The sequence below is a fragment of the Kribbella sp. NPDC050470 genome (assembly GCF_044458365.1).
GTDB lineage: Bacteria > Actinomycetota > Actinomycetes > Propionibacteriales > Kribbellaceae > Kribbella.
In genome coordinates this window covers 211,698-232,975 of record NZ_JBITHV010000007.1, presented here as the reverse complement: position 1 = coordinate 232,975, position 21,278 = coordinate 211,698, and the positions used below count along the sequence as shown (strand labels likewise).

19 protein-coding genes and 2 pseudogenes are annotated in these 21,278 nt (G+C 65.2%); 13 read left to right on the top strand and 8 right to left on the bottom strand.

Annotation, left to right across the window (positions count from 1 at the left end):
* Positions 1-24: 24 nt before the first annotated feature.
* Entirely contained in the window at positions 25-750 is a 726-nt protein-coding gene (locus ACIBGM_RS22135) for a class I SAM-dependent methyltransferase (RefSeq protein ID WP_360536989.1), read from the top strand.
* Positions 751-1,101: 351 nt separating this feature from the next.
* Here ACIBGM_RS22135 and ACIBGM_RS22130 read toward each other — a convergent pair whose 3' ends face one another.
* Positions 1,102-1,713, bottom strand: coding sequence for a DUF4240 domain-containing protein (locus ACIBGM_RS22130; protein WP_360536991.1), 612 nt, complete (start codon positions 1,711-1,713; stop codon positions 1,102-1,104).
* A gap of 380 nt (positions 1,714-2,093) precedes the next feature.
* On the opposite strand from ACIBGM_RS22130, the pseudogene ACIBGM_RS22125 reads away from it, so the two are divergent.
* The 3 genes and pseudogenes from ACIBGM_RS22125 to ACIBGM_RS22115 all read left to right on the top strand — a co-directional run bounded on the left by ACIBGM_RS22125 (position 2,094) and on the right by ACIBGM_RS22115 (position 4,292).
* Positions 2,094-2,985 (top strand): annotated as a pseudogene (locus tag ACIBGM_RS22125) (IS5 family transposase).
* A 61-nt stretch (positions 2,986-3,046) separates the two neighbouring features.
* Complete coding sequence (locus ACIBGM_RS22120) at positions 3,047-3,445, top strand: hypothetical protein (RefSeq protein ID WP_360539088.1); 399 nt, start codon at positions 3,047-3,049, stop codon at positions 3,443-3,445.
* Positions 3,446-3,965: 520 nt separating this feature from the next.
* Positions 3,966-4,292, top strand: a complete 327-nt coding sequence (locus tag ACIBGM_RS22115; protein ID WP_396386614.1) for a hypothetical protein — start codon at positions 3,966-3,968, stop codon at positions 4,290-4,292.
* A gap of 586 nt (positions 4,293-4,878) precedes the next feature.
* Here ACIBGM_RS22115 and ACIBGM_RS22110 read toward each other — a convergent pair.
* On the bottom strand, positions 4,879-5,547 hold the full coding sequence (locus ACIBGM_RS22110; RefSeq protein ID WP_396386613.1) for a Type 1 glutamine amidotransferase-like domain-containing protein: 669 nt from the start codon (positions 5,545-5,547) through the stop codon (positions 4,879-4,881).
* Positions 5,548-6,019: 472 nt separating this feature from the next.
* Between ACIBGM_RS22110 and ACIBGM_RS22105 the strand changes: the two genes are divergently transcribed.
* Complete coding sequence (locus ACIBGM_RS22105; protein ID WP_396386612.1) at positions 6,020-6,337, top strand: hypothetical protein; 318 nt, start codon at positions 6,020-6,022, stop codon at positions 6,335-6,337.
* A 251-nt stretch (positions 6,338-6,588) separates the two neighbouring features.
* Here ACIBGM_RS22105 and ACIBGM_RS22100 read toward each other — a convergent pair whose 3' ends face one another.
* Positions 6,589-7,533: a hypothetical protein gene (locus ACIBGM_RS22100; RefSeq protein ID WP_396386611.1), complete on the bottom strand. Its 945-nt coding sequence runs from the start codon at positions 7,531-7,533 to the stop codon at positions 6,589-6,591.
* Positions 7,534-8,598: 1,065 nt separating this feature from the next.
* Between ACIBGM_RS22100 and ACIBGM_RS22095 the strand changes: the two genes are divergently transcribed.
* The 4 genes from ACIBGM_RS22095 (at position 8,599) to ACIBGM_RS22080 (ending at position 12,184) form a co-directional block, all read left to right on the top strand.
* Positions 8,599-9,105, top strand: a complete 507-nt coding sequence (locus ACIBGM_RS22095; protein WP_396386610.1) for a SigE family RNA polymerase sigma factor — start codon at positions 8,599-8,601, stop codon at positions 9,103-9,105.
* On the top strand, positions 9,102-9,779 hold the full coding sequence (locus tag ACIBGM_RS22090) for a hypothetical protein (RefSeq protein ID WP_396386609.1): 678 nt from the start codon (positions 9,102-9,104) through the stop codon (positions 9,777-9,779). The genes ACIBGM_RS22095 and ACIBGM_RS22090 overlap by 4 nt, the downstream gene beginning before the upstream one ends.
* A 424-nt stretch (positions 9,780-10,203) precedes the next feature.
* The gene (locus ACIBGM_RS22085; RefSeq protein ID WP_396386809.1) at positions 10,204-11,427 is read left to right on the top strand and encodes an IS110 family transposase; all 1,224 of its coding nucleotides are present in this window, start codon (positions 10,204-10,206) and stop codon (positions 11,425-11,427) included.
* A gap of 175 nt (positions 11,428-11,602) precedes the next feature.
* Positions 11,603-12,184, top strand: coding sequence for a hypothetical protein (locus tag ACIBGM_RS22080; protein ID WP_396386608.1), 582 nt, complete (start codon positions 11,603-11,605; stop codon positions 12,182-12,184).
* Between the two features lie 576 nt (positions 12,185-12,760).
* On the opposite strand, the gene ACIBGM_RS22075 is transcribed toward ACIBGM_RS22080, so the two are convergent.
* The 3 genes from ACIBGM_RS22075 to ACIBGM_RS22065 form a co-directional block, all read right to left on the bottom strand.
* The gene (locus ACIBGM_RS22075) at positions 12,761-13,048 is read right to left on the bottom strand and encodes a hypothetical protein (RefSeq protein WP_396386607.1); all 288 of its coding nucleotides are present in this window, start codon (positions 13,046-13,048) and stop codon (positions 12,761-12,763) included.
* A 515-nt stretch (positions 13,049-13,563) separates the two neighbouring features.
* Entirely contained in the window at positions 13,564-14,334 is a 771-nt protein-coding gene (locus ACIBGM_RS22070; RefSeq protein WP_396386606.1) for an alpha/beta hydrolase family protein, read from the bottom strand.
* A gap of 100 nt (positions 14,335-14,434) precedes the next feature.
* Positions 14,435-14,890, bottom strand: a complete 456-nt coding sequence (locus ACIBGM_RS22065; protein ID WP_360538806.1) for a hypothetical protein — start codon at positions 14,888-14,890, stop codon at positions 14,435-14,437.
* Positions 14,891-15,048: 158 nt separating this feature from the next.
* On the opposite strand from ACIBGM_RS22065, the gene ACIBGM_RS22060 reads away from it, so the two are divergent.
* The 3 genes and pseudogenes from ACIBGM_RS22060 (at position 15,049) to ACIBGM_RS22050 (ending at position 17,239) form a co-directional block, all read left to right on the top strand.
* Positions 15,049-15,708, top strand: coding sequence for a DUF4241 domain-containing protein (locus ACIBGM_RS22060; RefSeq protein ID WP_396386605.1), 660 nt, complete (start codon positions 15,049-15,051; stop codon positions 15,706-15,708).
* A 177-nt stretch (positions 15,709-15,885) separates the two neighbouring features.
* A pseudogene (locus ACIBGM_RS22055) lies at positions 15,886-16,392 on the top strand (transposase); the annotation flags it as partial.
* Between the two features lie 73 nt (positions 16,393-16,465).
* Complete coding sequence (locus ACIBGM_RS22050; RefSeq protein ID WP_396386604.1) at positions 16,466-17,239, top strand: transposase; 774 nt, start codon at positions 16,466-16,468, stop codon at positions 17,237-17,239.
* A 277-nt stretch (positions 17,240-17,516) separates the two neighbouring features.
* Here the strand turns inward: ACIBGM_RS22050 and ACIBGM_RS22045 are convergent, their stop codons facing one another.
* Positions 17,517-18,191 carry an SUKH-4 family immunity protein gene (locus ACIBGM_RS22045; RefSeq protein WP_396386603.1) on the bottom strand — a complete coding sequence of 225 codons (675 nt, stop codon included), beginning with the start codon at positions 18,189-18,191 and terminating at the stop codon, positions 17,517-17,519.
* A 147-nt stretch (positions 18,192-18,338) separates the two neighbouring features.
* Between ACIBGM_RS22045 and ACIBGM_RS22040 the strand changes: the two genes are divergently transcribed.
* Positions 18,339-18,851 (top strand): CbrC family protein, encoded by a 513-nt coding sequence (locus ACIBGM_RS22040; protein WP_396386602.1) that lies wholly within the window; start codon positions 18,339-18,341, stop codon positions 18,849-18,851.
* A gap of 1,474 nt (positions 18,852-20,325) precedes the next feature.
* Here the strand turns inward: ACIBGM_RS22040 and ACIBGM_RS22035 are convergent.
* Complete coding sequence (locus tag ACIBGM_RS22035) at positions 20,326-20,910, bottom strand: hypothetical protein (RefSeq protein WP_396386601.1); 585 nt, start codon at positions 20,908-20,910, stop codon at positions 20,326-20,328.
* Positions 20,911-21,278: the final 368 nt, after the last annotated feature.

Below are 21,278 nucleotides of genomic sequence, written 5' to 3'. Positions count from 1 at the left end.
TCAAAGGGTGTGGCCTCGAGAGAAATGCAGCCGATGAAGGGGAGCGGGCTAACCGACGTGACTGACTACGACAGCTTTGCACGGGCATATTCGACCCAGAACGAGTCCAATCTCTTCAACGCGCACTACGAGCGCCCGGAGATGCTCCGCCTCGCCAGCGATGTCTCGGGCCGCCGGATCCTCGACGCTGGGTGCGGTTCAGGGCCGTTGACAGCTGCGCTTCGCGATTCGGGGGCCGTGGTCACCGGCTTCGACGCGAGCGCAGCCATGCTCGACCTGGCGCGTCAGAGGCTGGGTGAAGACGCCGACCTGCACGTGGCGGACCTCCGCGAGCCGCTGAAGTTCAACGACGCCGAGTTCGATGACGTCGTCGCATCCCTTGTCCTGCATTACCTCGAGGACTGGTCCGGCCCTCTCGCTGAGCTGCGACGTGTGCTGAAGCCGGGAGGTCGCCTGATCCTTTCGGTGAACCATCCCAGCGCTTACGCGATCGTGTATCCCGAGGCCAACTACTTCGCGGTCACCAAGTACTCCGAGGACCACGTCATGGACGGCCAGACTGTGTGGCTGACCTTCTGGCACCGCCCCCTGCACGCCATGACAGACGCCTTCACCGCCGCAGGCTTCCGCATAGCCGCCCTCAGCGAACCACCCCCCGCCCCCAACACCCCTCCGCAACTCCTCCCACCCACCCTGAACGAAGGCGAGCCCTTCATATGCTTCCTCTTCTTCACCCTCGAGGCCGCCTGAGATCCACAGCGGCAATGGTGCCAGTAGGCGTAGGCCTCCGAGCGGGAGGGATGCCGGCGAACTCCGAGTCCGCTGATGATCGGGCCGATCCGCTGGTTGTGGCCCGAAAGGCCTTATCTCATTGATATTCGCCGCGTGGAGATCGTTCGTTGCTGCCGCTGCTCCACGTGTGATGCTGACGGCTGAAATCCGACCCGTAAGTCGCACCGGATGCCGTTGTGTGCTGTGGTTGATCGTCGACGACTGACGGTTACGTGTCATCGGACGGGTTGTCCACCGCTTCGACTCGGCTAGTACTTCCATGTCATGGGCGCGGGTCGCGCTTAGGCATCGACAGCTGTCGAGGTGCCGTCAGCTGGATCGGAGCCGATCCGCGAACAGCTCGCTCAGCTTCGGCAGGCGGTTGCTCCATTCGGCTTCACTGAGTAGATCCCAGCGCTCGTCGTCAGGCATTCGGTGCCCGCCCGGTCGCCCCACGTTTGCCGCGGCGGCTTCGCTGGCATCCCAGAAGGCGTCAGCGTCTCCAGTCAGCAGCTCGTACGCTGACGGCGCGGCGGCCAGCAGCCGCTCGTCGCCAATCCATCGATCGCGGCCGGTGGTCGCGCTGATCTCTCGTACTGCGGGATGCCGTGCCAGGGAGTCAGCGTCGTTGACAGCTGCCTCGAACGTGCTGCGGCCCATTCCGACGAGTCCTGCGCGGAAATCAGAGAATCCGTCGTCCGAGAGATACCCGTACTCGATGATCCAGCACGCAGCACAGCTGTTCCATGTATCAGCCTGGGCGCGCACCTCACGAAACACCTGGTCGAATGAGATGATTTCTGGTCGAGGAAGTCGTGCGAGCTCTGCCACCAACGCCTCGGCGACCGCACTTGCCCGGCCGTCTCTTCGAGCTTGATCCGCGTCCGAACCGGCTGCAACCCTGGCAGACTCAACGACACGCCAAAATCCATCGATATCCACGCGCAAGAGTATCCACGACGGTGGCGTCGCGATTCGCAGAGCAGGCCTCTCGCATCGCCCCGCCAGCTGCCGATCCCAGGTTCGGATCGGTGCGGGTCAAGGTTCGAGCTCCCTCGATCGCGGGGCGCCAAGATCGGAAGGCGCTGTGGGCATGATTATCTCGGCAACAGCAACCGCTGGTGCCGCCAGGGCAAGTCTGCTGAAGCTGTGGCCTACGTTGCTGATGCAGCAGCTATTCAGGTCAGAGCATGATGTGCCCTGGACGGGATTCGAACCCGTACACCTTTCGGCTTTGAGTTTGATCAGGCGCTACTGCTGCAACTACGCCGATTAGGGCGTGTCTCCTAAATGGTGGCTGGTTGGTCGGTGATGCTGGTGGGATGTCGCGTGTGGCTGTGTTGAGCGATGCTCAGTGGGCGAGGGTCGAGCCGTTGCTGCCGTCGTCGGATGGTCAGCGGGGGCGGCCGTTTCGTGATCATCGGCAGGTGGTCGAGGGCATCGTGTTCCGTTTCCGTACCGGGATTCCGTGGCGGGATTTGCCGGCGGCGTTCGGTCCGTGGCAGACGGTCTGGAAGCGGCACCGCAGGTTCAGCGCCGACGGCACCTGGGACCGGATCCACGCGCGGTTGCTGGCCGAGGCGGACGCTATAGGCGAGGTGGACTGGGACGTGTCGGTGGACTCGACGATCAATCGCGCGCATCAGCACGCGACGAACCTGCCGCGCGATGGTGCCGGCACAGGGGGAACGATCGAACTACAAGAATCCGCGCGGTGAACCCCCTGATCATGCGATCGGGCGGTCACGCGGTGGCCTGAGCACGAAGATCCACCACGCCAGCGACGGCAAGGGCCGGCCGCTGGCGATCCTCGTCGGCCCCGGCCAGGGCCATGACTCACCGATGTTTGCCTACCTGCTCGCCGCGATCGCGGTCCCACGGATCGGGCCGGGCAGGGCACGCACCCGACCCGACCGCGTCCTCGGCGACAAGGCGTACTCCTCCCGCGCGAACCGTGCACTGCTCCGCGCGCGTGGAGTCGTCGCGGTCATCCCCGAACCCTCCGACCAGCAAACCCACCGCCAACGCCGCGGCCGCCGCGGCGGCCGACCGGTCCGCTTCGACGCCGAGACCTACAAGGGCCGCAACGTCGTCGAGCGATCCTTCAACATCCTCAAGCAATGGCGCGGCCTGTCCACCCGCTACGACAAACTCGCCCTCACCTACCGCGGAGGAGCCGTCCTATGCGCAATCATCGCCTGGCTACGCCAGTAAGGAGACACGCCCTAGTCGAGTCACTGGCGACAACGGCCAGCCTGGCCGTACAGTCTGCGCTGTGTCGAAGCGCATTCTCGCGTTCCTGGGTGGGGTGGTTCTCGCTACAGGCCTGGGTGCAACAGCAGTCACGGGCGACGATCCTCTCGTTCTCGCGTTCGCGGCGGCCATAGCCTTCGTCTCAGCGGGTCATGTCATGCCTGCGCGAGGCTTGATGCCACTGATCGCACGCCGGCAGCCAGTGCGAACGGCCGCTGCCAGCAGAGCATTCGTGTTCGCCTTCTTGGGCATCGCGCTGGTGTGGGCGAGCATCACCGCGCTCGACACAACACTGCCTTCTCTACGCGTAGTCGGTTGGGGGGCGTTGGCGTGCTTCATCGCCACCGGCGCAGTCATCGTGGCGACATATCGTTTCGCCGAAGAGCTAGCCGCCGGACGCGCCGAAGAGCCACGATCCTGAGCAGTGCCGACCAGCAAGGTATGAGCTTGGCCATCCTTGGGTTGGGAGCTGTTCGCCTCCGTCCGCAGAGTCTTTGCTTTTAACGCGATTGGTTTGTCGCGAGTGATATCTGCTGGTGAGAGCCGGCTGTGCCCGGGACGGGATTCGAACCCGGATGCCTTTCGGCCGCGGGGTTCAAGTTCGACCTGAGCCCATCCTCGACCGTTCAGGATCGTCCGTGGGGGTCGCCGCCAGGGCGGTACCCCTCCGACTACTGGTGCACGGGGGTGATCTGCAACCGCTACTGCAACCAGGCCCTCGCTGCGACTCGGCGCAAGGACGTCAGCACAGACCGCCCAAGCGCGAACACCGGTCGCCTGGTGGCGTAGTCGGGCGATCCTCGTTGGCCCGCCTGCCGTGCTCCGTTTCTGCACGCGTCATGGCCTCGAGCGGACCACCTTTTCATGGGGGCCCTCTAGGGTTGGCGTTCGACAGCTCGCTACGAATTCCTGGAAACCAGGCGGCTCCCATGACTGCTCTCATGACCACCGTCCGCATCGTTGTCGACCTGCTCGTACGGCAGGAGTACGACGTAATCGAGGCCATGACGCGTGGACATCGGCTGAGCGCAGAGGATATCCAGACGGCGATAGAGCGTTACGGCAGAACGCTGATAGCTCCGCCGGAGGATGGATGGAACGCGGTTGAGATCTATCGAGTCGAGTCGAGCAGTGCGCCGAGGTTCAGTGTCGATGTGCCGTTGTGGTCCAGAGAGGAAGGGCTTTCTGAGCTGACTTTGTCTCTCACGCTGCTCGAGTTCGCTCCAGGACTGTTCGAAACGCAGGTCGATGACCTGCGCGTCCAGTGAACAGCGCCAATCCAGCCAGCCGTCGAACCGGCTGAACCAGGCTTCCCACCCCGCTAGGGCTCGTCCGCCGGGCTTTCCTGTCCGCCGCTACGACCCTGGCTCGCTGTTGACAGGTACGTGTGAAGCGCGCGGGCAGTCCTCCGCATCGCCCCGATAGCTGCCGACCTCAGCGTTTGGACCGGTGCGGGTCAAGGGTCGAGCTTGCTCGATCGCTTGGAGACTTGGATTTCTTCGTCAAGACGGTGGCCCCGTCGGTCGCTGGAGACTGCAGACGGTTGGGGGTGTCGCGCCATGAGCACTGTCCATTAGGGCGCCGCTTGGCCTCCGCGGCTCACCGACGACATCGCCGGGTCCACACGACTCACCGAGCTGTTGTGCGCCGATGCGGGACAACCGGCGGAGGTCAGCATCGCGCTGCAGACCAACCGTGGACTGTTGGTGGCCACGACACTCGTCCGCCAGGTGATCTGCGACAGCCGAAAGGCAGGGCTCGCGGCATGAGCGGTCAGGGCTATGCCGTCGGTCGGCGGTGTGACCCAGCACGACGCACAGGAGGGGCGCTGGCACATCCGATAGCAGTCCACGGCTATGCGGGGAAGGCCTTCCAGTGTCCTTCGGAGATGACCTTGACGGTGCCGTCGGTCACCTTGATGGCGGTCTGGTCGTCGATCGCGTACGCCGGACCTGCGATGTCGGCGGCCCATCTCTCCGCATCGGCCATGGTGTTCTCCGGCATCTGCTCGTGGTCCAGGTGCGGGAAGATCGAGAAGTCGACGACCCCGAGCGTGCGGTCGTCCGGGGCAGACGGCCACGAGACGAAGTCGTCACCGATCCGCGGTGTCATCACCATGCTGCCGGCACTTATCCCTACCCAGACCGTCTCGGGCAGCGATGGCATGACCCGCGACAGCCCTGACTCCCGCATCCAGTGGCACAGGTACGTCGTGTCGCCGCCGTCGACCAGCAGCACGTCGGCCTCTCGGACCCAGGGCACCCACCGCTCCTCGCCGATGCTGGGCAGCGCGGTGAGCTCCAGGACGCCCAAGGACGCCCAGCCCAGGCTGGTCATCCTGTGAAACGGGGGCTCGCCGGCGACGGAGCTTCGCACCGTGGTGGGCCCGAGCATCGGGTGGCCCCACTGCGCCGTGGGGATGCACAGCGCACTGGACTCGGAGATCGGCTTGCCCAGCAGATCGACCAGCGCATCGCGGATGCTCTCGTTCGTAACGCCTCCGGAGGTGAGGAGGAGCTTCACAACGCCTCCCGAGTTGAGTGCGACGGATTCGTGTGACATAGGCGCCGCGGACGCGTCATCGCCTGACTCCTCGTCTCGCCCTGTGGCGCCCTCGAATGGCCGCCATTCACCTGTTCTACGAACACTACGTTCCGGATCCGACAACCCCCGGCCAGTAGATCCGGTGGTTCTCCGCATGCCCGCACTGTCATCGGCAGATCTCTGCGCTGCTCCGACACGTGGAAAGACTTCTAGCCTGTCGCACATCAGTTGGCGGACATGTGTCACGGATCTGCTGGCGGATCACAGCTGTCCTCCGTCGACTGATGCGCGACACTCGTCCGCCAGGTGATCTGCGACAGTTGAAAGCCCGGATCGCGGCGTGAGAGTGCGACTCAGGTGTCCGGAGAGGCTGCCAACTACTTGACCACCGTGAGGGCGTGAGAGCCGGGCGACGGAGGCCATCACCATGGCGCATCGTTAGGGTGCACAGGTGACCGACCGAGTGAATGTTGACGAGAACGGAATCTGGCTGACCGATTCCGGTAGGAGGTTTGGCTACCCCTGGTCGGAGGTGACGGGGGCGGGCATCTCCGTGTTGCTGCTGCCGCCGGACGCCAAGCGCCTCATCACGGTGGAGGTCGACCATGTCAGTGGCGATTTCCTGTCGATCACCGATGGGCTCGAGGGATTCAAGGAAGCAGTTGAGGCTCTCGTGGCGCGGAGCGGAGGCGAGCCGCCAAACCTGGCGACACTCTCCCCGGAGGACACTGTCAGCATCGCGTTAGTCGGCGAATCCCCCTCGGCGTAGGCACGTATCGCCACTTTGACGACGCACGAGCATCGCTATTCGGGACATCCTCACCTCGGCAGTCCGTGCGTTGGCCGGCGTCCTGGTGGTGGCCAGGCTTCTAGCCTGTCGCGAATCAGTTCGCGGACATGTGTCGCGGATCTGTTGGCGGATCACAGCGACGATCCCGTCTGTCCTGCGTAGGGTGCGCGACATTTGTCCGCCACGTGATCTGCGACAATGAGCCTGCACGGATCGCCACCCAATCCCGCTCATCGTGGTAGCTGGGGAAGCACATATCCTTCGTCGCCCCAGAGGACGTGCCAGCCTTCGTCGAGCTCGTCAAGGCGCTGGTTCACCCATGCGATCGGGACCGCTCCGATGCCGGCCAGACTGTACGGCGCGTCCTCGGCGAACCTGTCCAGGTACTCCTGTCGGATCTGGGTCAAGACCCCTACTCTGCGGGTGTACTCGGGTGTGTCTGGGCCGCGTCCTCCGCGGCCGAATCCCCACACCGAGGTGTCGAACCCGTATCGCTCGGTCGGCCCCCTGGCTCCGCGGCCGCCGCGGCCGTCACCACGGCCACCGCCCGCGTCGCCTCCATCGCCACCGATGACTAGTGCGTCGTCACCAACGACGGTGCCGCTGCCGCCATGGCCACCACTACCGCCGGTACCGCCGCGTCCCGCATTGCCTCCGATGACCGTTCCACGGTTTCCGGAGATGGTGCCGCTTCCACCGTCGCCGCCGCGGCCACTCGCCTCGTCGTCGATGTTCAGGAACTGGGCACGGATGCCGACGAGCGCTGGCTGGTCCAGAAGACCGGTCACGCGTTCGAGGTGATACAGAGTCACGCGGTCCGGCCACGCGGCCTTGAGGATCTCTCGCTCCGCGAGCCGCAACTCTTGGTTCGTGACGAACACGAACGCCTCAGCGTCATTGCGCTCTCGAGCAGCCATGAGGTCAGAGGTGAACTTCGACTTGATGTCGACGAATGACTGCTCCCCCCGGGGAAAGTAGAACCCCCCGATGAAGCGGACGCCGTCGCGCACGCAGACAACGTCCTTACCGCCGTCTCGTCCCCCGAGCGGATGGCTCGGGTCGACCTCCATGAAACGTTCGGCCAGCAAAATCTGGACCGCGAGGCGCTCAGCTTGGACTTGCCCCGAGGTCCACTCGCGGAGTCGATGCCAGGTCTCGTCCCATCGCTTGCTCACGAGGGCAATTCTGACAGTGGGTGAGGTGCCCGGGACGGGATTCGAACCCGTATGCCTTTCGGCCGCGAGGTTGAAGTTCGACCAGCCGCGATTCCGGCAGGTCTACTGGGGTCCGTCTCGCGCTCACGGTGGGGATCGTCGTATGGCTGTCCGAACTGGGATGAACAGCGCCGAACTGCAACCACAAGTGCAACCATGCGGAAGGTCAGGCCGGACGGGGCAGGAGGGTGACAGGGAGCCTTCCTGCAGTGAACTGGGCTTCGGACTGGTAGGTGGTCAGTCGAAACGCGTTGCCGTTGAAGTGACATTCACCTCCGCGAGGTGACTCACCAGGCCGCGGTTGACGCGTACGCGTCAACCGTCATGGCAGTCCTCCGCCCCAGCGCGCTGGACCGCCTGATCTCTTCCAAGCCATGGGCGGGGTCACCTTGGCGGCTCACACAGCGCGACGCCTATTCCCTTATCTACAAGGGGTTCGCCGTCCTGGTTCTTGCGGGTTGGACCCACTTGAGGATCGTTGTTACCGGTGGTTCGCTCCCAAAATCCTCCCACTACCCCTCCAACCTGGGCGGGGCCTGGGTGACCATCGACGGATGGACCAAACTTGGACGATCGCAGAGTTGCACGAGGAACTGGAGCGGTTTGAACGGGCCGCCCGCGCTGCGGGGTTGGCTGACAACTCCGTTCGCACCTATGTCGATCGGTCACGATACTTCGTCCGTTGGCTTGCGGGTGACTTTCACTTCCAAGGTCCTCGGACGTAGTGACGCGCCGCATCGAGTGTGTTCGTCACCGACGCCTGCGACCAGGAGGGCTAGTGCTCCGCCGGCGACTCGAACCCCCTACCCGCGGATTGGGACTCGACACCTGCGGTCGATGTGCGTCGGTCGCCGATACCGCCGTCTGACCTGGGAACTCTCACGCAGGGTAGTTGCCACCACTTGCCGTCATTCGGCGGCGTTTCGTATCCAAAGGGGGGTGGCCAGAGATGTGGTCTCAGCCCTCCCCTGGAGGCGTCTGTTACCTCCGATGGTCTCGTCGACGTCTATGGGGTAGGAGGTGGACATGGACGAAGGCCGTGACGAAGACTTCGTGCGTTTCGTGGAGGCGCGCGGCGCGAGCCTGACCAGGCTGGCCTTCGTGTTGTCAGGGGGCGACGAGCACCTCGCGCTGGACCTTGTCCAGGACACCGTGCTGAAGGCCTACCGCCGGTGGGACCGCGTCAGCGCAGCCGGTTCGGTGAACGCGTACGTCCGCAGAGTGTTGGTCAACGAGTTCCTGACCTGGCGGAGACGCGCCTCGTCGCGGGAGTCTCCGGTGCCAGCCGTTCCTGACGCGCCGGTTGTGGATCTGTTGCCGGAAGACACCTCGACGGACCTGTGGTCGCTGATCTGCCAGATGCCACCGCGTCAGCGTGCGGTTCTTGTCCTGCGGTACTACGAGGACCTGTCGGATCGGGAGATCGCGGACTTGCTGGATTACCGAGTGGGATCGGTCAAGGTCATCGCGGGCCGAGCTCTCAACGAGCTCCGCCGCAGGATTGGCCAGGATAGTGGAGGGAGCCGTCGATGACGGACCTGGAAAGTCGCGTGCGTGAATCCATCACATCCGCTGCCCAGGACGGCGCTCCCGCTCCTCCCGACGCGGCGGACCTCCTTGCCCGAGCGCATCGTGCCCGTACCGCCCGGCACCGTACCGCCACAGCAGGGATCGCGGCCGTCTGTGTCCTCGTGCTGTCCCTCATCGTCGTTCTGGTGGATCGCGAGGACCGCGGAGACATCCCGGCTGCCAGCCCAAGTGCGAGTCCAACCGCTACTCCAGATCAAGTTGGATGGAAAGTGCTTGAAGACAGCGGCCTCAGGATGAGCCTGCCTCCAGGAACCCTCGTCAATCCCTCGGTGTGCCTGAAGGACGGTCGGTCATACGTCCTCACCGCGGGCCACTCGTGCGGGAAGCCGAATACCGACGGGCCAGTCAAGCCTGCACCGGTGGTCATTTGGTTCCTTGGCGGTGAAGACCGAGTGGCGCCACCGCCGAAACCTCTGGTCCTGCAGACCTTGAACCGGGATGGTCTCTCGGGGTTCGTCGAGCCGATGGGCGACCCGGGCTTTCATTGGCAGACCCGTGGAGCGAGCTACACCTGGAAGCTAGTCGAAAACACGACAACGACCACGATTTACTTCTTTGGCAAGGACCTAGCGACAGCCCAACGAGTGATCGATTCCTTGCGGCTCGCACATCGTTGACGGTTACGTGTCAAGGCGCGCGGGCAGTTCCTCCCGCATCGCCCCGATAGCTGCCGTTTCGGTGCGGTGCGGGTCAAGTGTCGAAGATCCCGGAGGGACGCGGAGCGCTCTAATGGGTCTGTGTAGGCGCGGCTCGCGCCGCCGGTGTGGGTGATCACTTTGGCGCCCGGAGACTTGGATCTCTTCGTTAAGAAGCGTGGCCCCCGCCGGTGGCGGGCGCAGACTGTGGCTTGAGCCGCCGGCGGGATGACCACTCAAGCGCTCAGAAACCCTTTGATTTCTTCGTCAAGACGGTGGCCCCGCCGGTCGCTGGAGACCGCAGACGGCTGGTGGGGTGTCGCGCCTGAGCGCTGTCCATTAGGGCGCCGCGTGGGCTCCGCGGCTCAGCCATACGAGGGTGGAGAGTAGGGAGGGATGGCGGATGGTGATCTTCTGTGGGATCGACTGGGCCGAGCACCACCACGATGTGGCGATTGTCGATGCAGGCGGCGGGGTGCTGGTCAAACGTCGCATCACCGACGACATCGCCGGATTCACACGACTTACCGAGCTGATATGTGGCGATATGGGACAGCCGGCGGAGGTCAGCATCGCTCTCGAGACCGACCGTGGATTGTTGGTGGCGGCGTTGCGGGGCGCGGGTTATCGGGTGTTCGCGATCAACCCGAAGGCGGTGGACCGGTACCGCGACCGCTACGCGGTCTCGGGTGCGAAGTCGGATGCGGCGGATGCGCTGGTGCTGGCGAATCTGTTGCGCACCGATGCGTCGCGGCATCGGGAGCTGGCCTGCGATACGGCCGCGGTGGAGGCGATCGCGGTACTGGCCCGCGCGCATCAGGACGCGGTCCGCACCCGGCTCCGCGATGTCGGCCGGTTGCGGTCGGTGTTGCGCGAATTCTTCCCGGCGGCGCTGAACGCGTTCCCGAACCTGGCCACCAAGACGGCGTTGCTGATCCTGGCGGCCGCACCGACCCCGCGCCAGGCCCGGGCGCTCCGCCGCGACCGGAACCGGGACCTGCTGACAGCGGCGGGACGAATCTGTCTGCGCCGCAGCGAGATCGAGCGGCTGCAGCAGACGTTCGCCGCCCCACAACTGCACCAGCCGGCGGCAGTGGAGGACGCGATGGGTGTCGCGGTGCGATCGATCGTCACCACACTGATGGGCACCGACGCCGCCATCGTTGAACTCCAGGCCGCGTTGGCGGCGCGGTTTGACAACCACCCGGACGCCGAGATCCTGCGAAGTCTGCCCGGGCTCGGTGTGGTCCTCGGGGGCCGGGTGCTGGGCGAGTTCGGAGACGACCTGGACCGCTTCCTCGATGCTGCCAGCCGGCGCCGCTACGCCGGAACCGCCCCGGTCACCCGCGCCTCGGGCAAGTCCCGCGTCGTGCTGCTGCGCCGGGCCCGCAATCAACGGCTGGCCGACGCCTGCCGATGGTGGGCGTTCAACGCTATGCAGCACTCCGACGGGGCGATGGCCTACTACCGGCGCCGCCGCGCCGCCGGCGACACCCACGAAGCCGCGCTGCGTCGCCTCGGCAGCAAGCTCGTCGGGCAACTCCACCACTGCCTCCAACACCGCAAGCGCTATCGAGAAGACATCGCCTGGCCCACCACCGGCCAGGACACTTCACCGACCGCGGCCTGAGCCACCGCCCGGACAGCCGCCGAACCACGGGGCGCAGCGGCGGGGTCAAGGGCTGCCGCCAGGCAGACGCGCAGCGTCGCGAAGCGCCCTTGACGCGGCCGCGAAGACCCGCACCATCACCGGCGCCGGAAGGTGGCGACCCACTGACGACGTTGCGGCAGCAATAATCAGGCCGGTGAGCGATAACCCGGTCGACGCAGTCACGCTGACGGTAGGCGATTACAGCATCGTCGTCGGCACGCAGCCACCAGACCTGCTGGCCCACTACCTCGCCCATGCCCGCCTCGTCGACGACTTCCCTGCAACCGATAACCGGTTGTCGGTTGGCTATTGCTACGTGGCCATCGGAACCGGCGACTGGCCAGAGCTCGTGGTCACTCAACACTTCGGCCCCGCCGGAACTGGCTTCACCCCGGGCGTGCTATTCGTACCGGACACAACTGCGCTGTTCATCGGTGCCGGCTCCAGGCTCCTGGGCTACCGTCGCGACTCCGCGGGCGAGTGGCGTCCTATCTTCGTTGACGAAGCCGACCTGGGCTTTTGGGCCTGGCGCCAGTACGGCAACGTCGTCCTCATGTCGGCAGAACTCGAGCTCGCAGCGTGGAGCACCAGCGGCGCGAAGTTGTGGACCACCTTCGTTGAACCACCGTGGTCCTACCGACTCGTCGGCGAGGAAATCCACCTCGATGTGATGGGCAAACACACCGCCTTCAACAAGCACACCGGACCAAGCGGAGGGTCTCCCACCGCAGAGTAGCCACCCCGCAATCCCGCTCAGATCGAAACGGCCTGCCAAAACGGGCGACCGCAATTGGCAGAGACCATGCCTTGCCAGCCACACCCGTGGGATGTCTTGACGCGTGCCGGGCCGGACCGTCCCTTCCATGATTGCTAACGGGGCGATGTGGGAGCCCACCAGCAGACGGGAGCATGCCGCAACAACGGGGACGGCGGGTGGCCGGCCTTTTCAGCGAGCGGTGCACCGACAGGGTGTCGATTGTTGATGGCGAGTTGTGCTGTCTTCGACTCGGCACCCTGTTGGCACGTGCGCGCCAAGCCAAGGGACGCGCCCAGAACGAAGCGCTAGCGGAGTGGCGGGCAGGCGTCCCGCCCTGTGGTGGCGGCGCGCTTTCGGGCCCTGGAGGGGCCCGTCTTGAAGACGTAGAGAAACTTGTCAGGCGCCAGAAACCGTGCTGCAGCAAGGACGGTTAGGTGTCCTCCGTCAGGTGATGCGCGACACTCGTCCGCCAGGTGATCTGCGACAGCCGAAAGCACGGATCGCGGCTAGATCCGTGCGTTTGTGGACGGCAGAACCTGGGCGGGGCGCCGATCCCTAGAGGTAGTCCCGCCAGAACGGAACTGGCGTCTGCGGTTCCTGGAACTCGTGGGCCACGTAGTCTTCGAGGTCCAGTCCGTAGACCATCATGTCGGTCAGGTGATGCACGGACACGACGGGCTGTCCGGCTGTGCCTCGACCTGCGGGAAGGTAGCGGTGGGCGTACACGGGGATGAGCCGCGGTACGTCGGCCAGCCGTCGTTGCGCCTTGGATACCGCTGACTCAAGGGTGTACGGACGCTTGCCCCAGTCGGAGTGCCATCCGCCGCCGGTGATGTGGCGCATGATGCATTCGGTCGGCCAATTCACTTGCTGGCGTAGCGTGTCCGAGTCGGGGGTCCGCCAGTCAGGCCAGCCCAGCTCGCCTTATCCGGGTCGTTGTCGTGGCCTGTCGTCCAGGCGGGCAGGCCGGCGGTGAGGAAGGCTCGATGGTCGTCGGCGAACTCGAACCCGAATCGTTGCTCGACCCGAGCGAGCTCCGTCTCGCTGAGGCCCGGCTGGATCTCGGTTGTTCCCAACCTAGCCAGGCGTTCCGCAGCCCTGAGTCCAACGCTGGCATCCGGTGCGGCCGTCACGGACGCAGCCTAGCCGCCCGCCTGGGTCGGCATGGTTGGCTTCACTCTCGGCGGCAAATGAGGATGTCTTGGCAGGCGCTGCCTGAGTCGATGGCGTCGTGGAAACCATGTGGCCCTTGGCTCAATGGGCTGTAACACGTCGCTATCCGGGTACTCGGCTGAGCACACGTCGGCGGGACTGACTACTCCGACGGGCTGGGTCGTGAGAGGCAGCGCGGCTGACTGTCACTGGTCGGCCAGGTAGGGGTCGGCCCAGGCGCTGATAATGCGGGCCGCGCGCTTCGCCTGGTTGCGGCCGGTCAGCAGGTGATCGGCGCCCTCCAGCGACACGAAGCTGCGCGGGTGCCGGGCCGCCCGGAAGATCTCGCTCGCATTCGCGATGCCGACGGTGTTGTCGGTCGGTGAATGCATCACCAGCAGCGCTCGGTGCAGCGTGCGGATCTGCTCGCGCAGGTCCGCCGCGCGCACGTCCTCGATGAAGTGCCGGCGCAGGGTGAGCGCCTTGCCGCCGATCAGGAACGGCGCCTCACCGTCGGCGAGGATCCGTTCCACGAGGGCGTCGTAGTTGTGCTCGACGTGGCCAGGTTGGTAGGGCGCGCCTATGCTCACCACCGCGCGCACCGAGTCGACGTGGTGGGCCGCGGCGATGACTGCCGCGCCGCCGAAGGAGTGCCCCACGACCAGCCGCACCTCGCGACCCGACTCATTCATGAATCGCACCGCCTGGGCGGTGTCGGCGACCTTGTTGGAAAAGGACCCGTCGCCCCAGTCGCCCTCGGAATCGCCGAGCCCGAGATTGTCGAAGCGGAGCATCCCGATGCCCTCGCTGGCCAACTGCTTGCAGATCCGGCTAGCGGCGGGGCTCTCCTTGCCAAGGGTGAAGCCGTGCGAGAACACGCCCCAGCCACGGACCGGGGCTGCTGGATGGTCGACCAGACCAGCCAGCTTGGGCCCGCTCGTGCTCGGGAACCAGAAACGCTCGGCCACGTCGGTCATCCTCCCAGACGGGGGACGGGTGCGTTGACCGGCCATGGCACGGATCGCGGCATGAGAGCGCGTCTTGCACCCTTCTGGTGCGCTGGCCGAGTTGCAGCGGTCACTGCCAGAGATCAGCGCCTTCTCGGCCGGATGGATCTGCGGTCAGGATGCTTTCGTGTAGCCCATCGACAACTCGTCCGCTTGGCATACCCTCGGCGCTGTCGTCGAACCGGATTTCGGCCAACGACCATCCGGGAGCGTCCGTGGGAGCATCGGGGTCGTAACCCTCGTCGACGCGTGAAAGCACGCTAAAGGCGGCTTCATACGCGGCCAATCTCATGGCTTGGGCAACATCCACGGGGTCTGCACCAGCCGCGACAGCACGTTGAGCGGCTGGTACTGCAGCGACGGTGTCAACTGTCCAACCGTCAATGTCCCGCCAGATTCCGCGCAGGACCAGCCAGCGCGCCTCCTGTGGGATGTCTTCTCGTAGTTCGGACTCTGCCCAACCTTCGGGATCTTCCGCGCCCAGCTCGCGCATGCGCGCGACGAGGTCATACTTCCGAGTCACCATGTGGGCATGGTTCCACGCATTGGCGACGACAGCCTCGGCGACGTCCTCAAATCGGCATGAGCGTGCTTCCCTCTCGGCGGCAGATGAGTGCATTCCATGCATCGCCCGCACCAGCACTCGTCCTGGTAGCTTGTGGCGTCTCAGGAGAGGTCGGATGAATGGGTTTTGAGGACTGGCTGGCTGCCGAGGCCCTTTTGGAACAGGGCGCGCAGCATCGATGGCGCGAGGGCGACGTGTCCACGCTGGAGGTTGTCGAGGTTTGTCATCTGAACCTTGCCACAGGGCGGGTCGTCGCTGTTGATCCCGCCTACTTTGGCAGTTTCGACGAAGCTTGGCCTGTGGTGGCGAAGGTGCCTCCGGGTACATATCCCATGTTGCTGTCCGTGGTTGCATTGCCATCTACGGGGCGGACTGACCTCCCTCGCCGTCTCGTGACGGCGGCCACACTCAAGATCAGCGACAACCCAGTCGCCGGATGGAACTGGGTCGACGAGGGATCAGACGGCAAGGTCCTTGGAGTCGGTGTCGACGCGGGCACGGCCTGCTTCTACGACGCTTCGAAGCGAGAGTCGCTCGCACTGCTCAGCGGCGATGAGGATCGGGTCGACGCCGCCATACGTGAGGCCAGCGATGCCGGGTTCGCGGCCATTCCCGACGCCTCCGGTGGCACTGCCGCTGTTTTCGTCAGTTGCGGCATGGGCGATGGGTTTTATCCGATCCGAATCGGGCGCGATGCCTCTGACAGGGTCGCGATGGTCATGGTCGACCTAGAGCTGCTGAACCACAGCACGGGTCGGGTCGGACGGGCGGCGAACTGACCCGGCTTCTACCGCAGGATGAGGACGATCGGTTCCCCTGCGGAACTTCCTGAACTCGGCATGGTCGCGCTTCATCCCCGCGGCATAGAGAGACGTTCTGCGTGTCGGTCCGGGCGTAGGAACGTCCTCCTGATGCGCTTGTAGGGCTTGGTGTCCCATCGCAGGAGGAGGACGTTCATGTCCGATGGTAGTGGTGTGTCTCGAGGTGACCGGAACCGTAACGCGCGGCTTGCTCGGTTGCGTGTGCTGGTGCCGTTGAGCAATGCGATCGTCGGGATCGACCTGGCCGACAACAAGCAGGTGGTGGTGGTCACCGACCACGACTCCAAGGTGTTGGCACGACGGACGTTCCGTTGTCGGGCGTGGGATCTCTCGACGGCGTTGGATTGGGCTGCCGAGCGCGCCAGGGCGAGGGGGTTCGCCGGGGTCACGGTGTCGTGCGAGCCGACCGGGCATCGTTGGCGGGTGCTTGGGCAACTGGCCGCGGACCGGTCGATGCCGTTCGTGTGCGTGCAGCCGATCCAGACCTCCTGGGCGCGCAGGAGCGAGGACCTGACCTTCGACAAGACCGACGACAAGGACGCGATCTTGATCGCCCGGCTCACCGCCCAGTTGCGCTGCTACGTGCCCGAACCGGTCGAGGAGACCTGGGGCCGGCTGCGGCATCTGGGAACCCGCCGGGAACGGCTGATCGGGCGAGGCGGTCGCGCAGGTCCAGCAGATGCGAGACCTGCTCGAGTGCGTCTGACCCGCCGCGTTGGAGACGGCCAATTACCCGTTCCGGTCCCGCACCTGGGCGGCCGCGATGTGGGTCGTCGTGGACCGCGACAACGCCGACTTGTCCCGGACCCGGCGCCTCGGCCTGGCTCGGTTCGAGACCGCCGTGCGCCGCGAGATCACCCACCGGGGCGGGCACAAGCCCTGCCTGCGCATCGTCCGCAAGCTCTTCGCCGCGCTCAATGACCTGACCGGTGTGATCGCCCACCGCCGCGGTGGACTCGAACGGGTCCAGTTACTGCTGGCGGACTGGGCCGACAACCAGCGCAAGCTCGCCGACACACAAGCCCGGATGATTCCCGTCCTCGACGAACTCGAGCTGACCGCGCTGGTCACCTCGATCTCTGGGATCTCGGCCATCGGCGCCGCAGCGATCCTGGCCGAGACCGGCGACCCCCGCCGGTTCTCGACCGCCCGCGCCCTGGTCAAGCACGCCGGCCTCGCACCACGAGAGAAGCTCTCCGGCACCTTCACCGGCCGCACCAAGCTCACCGGCCAAGGCAGACCCCGACTCCGGCTGGCCGCCTGGCGCGCGGTCTGGGGCGCCCTGCAAACCAACACCGTCTACGCCGCCCGCTACCGGCACCTGACCACCCGGGAGACCAACAAGCTGACCCCGACCCAGGCGCAGACCGTGATCGCGGCCGCGATCCTGCGGCACATTCACGCCGTGATCACCAACGGCATCGCCTGGGACCCGGTCATCGCGACCCACGGCACCCGACACCAACCCGCCAACACCAACGCCGCCTAACCAGCCCAGGCGCCCACTCAAGCAGGCGGACGGGACGAGCCCGACGCGGCATTGAGGAACACCAGTCACCTCGCCGGACATCATGGGCAGCCCCGCCCGTCGTCTGAACAACCCGATTACACGCTGACGGGCCCAGCCCCATTCACGCTATGCAGGGACAGACGACGGACCGGGCACCGGACCAGAAACGCTTGACACAAAGCGCCTTACGCTGATGTCCGGACGTTTCCGCCGGAGCGCGGCATGTGCGGGAATCCGACCGGCTTTGTCAGATCGTTCAAGTGTCGTCGGTGATCGTTTTCACCCACACCGAGCTGAGGTCGCTGTCACCCAGCGAGGGGTCAAGCAAGGTCATGCGGTCCAGGAACATCGCGCAGGATCGTTCGACGTCGGCGTAGTGCTGTTCGTGTTCTTCGAAGGGCGCGGTGTGCTGTGGCCCCGGGTGCGCACGGAGCAGTTCGACCGCCGCGTGCCAGCGCCAGGCGAGCTCCACGAAGGCAGCCACCGAGCCGTTGAAGTAGCAAACGGCCGGCTGGTACAGGTTCGGGTGATACGCGCGCAGCGGCTCGGCGATGTCGGCTGTGGTTACTGGTCGTGCCCGTATGCCCATGACTTGGCCCGCATCAGCAACCGCTCCGACTCGGATCGCGGTACTGGGATCGAACTCGGCACCATAGGTGCCAAGGAGATACAGTCTTTGGTCCGCCGAAAGAAGCCGACGTTCTGACCCACTGGCGATGTTGGGTATCAGCACAGGCTCGGATTCGGCTTGCGGGGTTGGATGGAGTAAAGGCCCTTCGGGTAGGCCCCAGGTTCGCAGTGCCGAGCGATCTGATTCGGGCAAGCGCCACTGGTCGATGACCGCGCCGGCACCAACTTGGACCTTCGGCTGGATCAGGGAAGGAAGAGGCACGTCAACGACAGCCAGCATCTGGTCATACAAGGTTCCCACGACACCTCCAAACGGCACGAGATCCTACCGACCCCTGCGTGCCGGGCGGCTCTCATCGGCATGAGCGGGCTTCACGCTCGGCGGCATGACAGGGCGAATCGCGGCCGGGGGCTTGTGCCGAGGTTGCTAGTCCCGAATGCTTCGGCCATGAACGTCGGCCTGCCGGTGTTCCGCTACCACCCCGATCCCGTCGCCACAGGATCGGTCGCTCAATCGGCCGAAGTCTGCGGACGGTGTGGCGCGGCGCGTGGATTCGTCTACGTGGGGCCCACCTACGCGGTCGAGGAAGTCGAGTTCCTGTGCCCTTGGTGCATCGCCGACGGCAGCGCCTCAAAGCACTTCGACGCAGTATTCACGACCACAGACGGCGCCCCAGGCGACGTTCCAGCGGACGTGCTGGACGATGTCGCGCGCCGGACGCCGGGATTCGCCGGCTGGCAGCAGGAGCGCTGGATGTTCCATTGCGCAGACGCGGCTGAGTTCCATGGCCGCGCTGGTTGGGAGCAAATCAGGGCAACACCCGGAGCGGTCGATTCGCTGCTCGTCGAGGGATGGCGAGAAGACGTACTGCCCCACCTGAGCGCTGATGGCGACCTGACCGCCTACCTGTTCCGCTGCCGTCATTGCGGTCAGGGCTTGGCGTACGCCGACAGCACCTAGAGCACTCGCATCGCGGCAGATGCGGACGTATCGAGGTCGCGACTTCGCAGGTCTGGCACGTCTGGTGCAAGTGCCTAGTGGTCAGAGGAATCGGCACGATCGAGGCGCTGTTGGGTGCCTGGGTCGACTGGGTTGGAGTGCCCCGGCTGATCGGGGCTCTGAGTCGCGTGAACGTTGCCGGCCATCGAACGGAGGACCTCCGCCGCTCGGGCCGACCAACCGTTGACCAGAGCCCAAGCGTAGGCGTCGTTGGCGCCCGGACACCGTCCAGCAGCCCTGAGGCGAGCGAGGATTCTGGCGCGCTGGGTTCGTTGCCTTGCCAGCCCGTCAGGGTCTGCCTCGATCACAGCCTGAATCTCGCGCAGACCGGCGACAGCGACGGCGTCGATGGCATCGGGGTGTGCCGTGACCGGTGGTATTGCACTGAGGGGGCGTGGTCGTGCAGCGAGCCGCCAACCATCAATGGACTTGAGTGTGGAGATGTGTTGACTTGTCAGAACGCACAAGGCCCTCGTCCGCGGATCCTCAGCGATCGTGGCGACGCTTTCCCGGCTCGGGTTGGGAGCAAGGACAGGTCCGCCGTCCCAGCCCAGCACTCCGCGAGCGTCCTTGTGGCTAGCGAGACGAACACGCCGGTCGTCGCGATAGCCGGCCAGGCCTGGGTGATCGAACCACAGTGCATAGACCAAGATTTGGCCACCAACCTCCCGTTGGCGCTGTTCAAGCCACGTCCACGCTCTCCGGAATCCATCAGAGTCGGTGGGTGGGAACGGCTCAACGACGAGTGCAGTGTCGTAGGCAGTGGCGTTGATAGGCACGCAGCATCATGCACCCGAAGGCACCGCTCTTGCCAGCTGACCGGCCCGGTCGCCGACAGCGTGCATCGTAAAAAGGGATACCCAACGCGACAAATAGGCCACCTGTCTGCGGCGGCGCCCTCAGTGGCGAAATCTCCGCACGCAGCAACGTCCCCAATGCGGTATGTGAGTGCGTTACGCCGAATGGGCTAACCCCAGTCGTTGCTGTCGAGGTCGTCCAGTTGTGCCTGAATCTCTGACAGCAGGGCAGCCGGCAGGATCACGGCAGAGGGAAGTCGCAACTCTCGACGTCCTGGCCCACGCTCATGGTGAGTTGACCGTCGCTCACGCTCCACCAGACGGGGTGCCTCGCGCACGTCCCGAGGTTCACGTCCGAGCGCTGGGCGTGGTCGGCGCCGGGAACGCGAGGGAGGCCCGTAGCCCATTCGACCGGACTTGCGTTCACGCTCAGGAGCCATGAGTCTCCGCTCAGTGTGAGCATCACGTTGTCGTCATCGAGTTGCGCGTCCGCCCTCACATCAAATCGCTCCATGCGGAGGAGTATCGCAGCGGGATCAGCGCAGAGACCGCACATCGCAGTTTCCGAGCTTTCACTCTCCGCGGCAGATCAGCGCACCTGATCTTGGCGTTCGGCCGTCGGCTGTGACTGAGGTTTCTCAACTCCAGGAGGGATTGCGGCTCGGCAGCCACGGCCCAAACAGCGACTCGTACTGCTCACCAGTTTCGACGGTTAGGGCGAAGTCAGGTGTGGTGCTGGCCACCGCATCGCGCAAGCCGGCCAGCAGCAGCGGGACAGTCGCCAGCTCCAACGACAGTGCTGTTGCGAGTTGAACTCGCCGAGCACCAAGCTCTGGCTCGTCTCTGAGCTCGTCGCGCTGCAGGTGCTCCGCAGCGGACTGCATGGTCACCAGATCCCCGCCGCCTGAAAACTTCAGGCAGTCCCACCAGGACGGTAGCCCGATCATGGCCTCCAGGGCTCCGGCAAGGCTGTGGCCGATAAGGCCGGCTTGCCCTTCAGAACTGGCATACAAGACCGGACGGATCGAGCGGCGTTCACCGCAGAGGAAGAACGTGCCGCCACTGAAGTCACCTGCTATACCTTCCAAGGCATATCCGGACGACAGGTGGACAGGCTCGCCGTGGTCACCGCGTGTGAGGTCAAACTCGCAGACTTCCCACAGCAGTTCGGCGAGACCCTGGTCCAGGCGAACCATTTCCAGGATCTCGTCATCGCTCTCCACGTGGCGGACAGTAGCAGTCAGCCCGGTGCGTACCCCGTCGGCCTGGTCCCTCGACATCCGTTCATCGGCATGACAGCGCGGAATGCGGCATGAGCGGGCGTTGCATATCACTCCTGGGTGACGCGCAACTCAATGGTCAGCGCGTCAGGATGCGCCCAGGTTGCCGAGTGCTTACTCCACGCACCCGAGCCGTCCTCAGTTCCTGCCGCTGCCTCACACCTCATGTCGTCGGGTGCATCAAGGTCATCCATGACGCACAACACAGCCTCGTTTGCGCCGATGGCCCCGGTGCTCGGTTCACGGTCGGACGGTGTGGTGACGCTCAGCAGAGTCTCGAAGTCTGCTAAGCCGCCACCCCAGGGACGCGC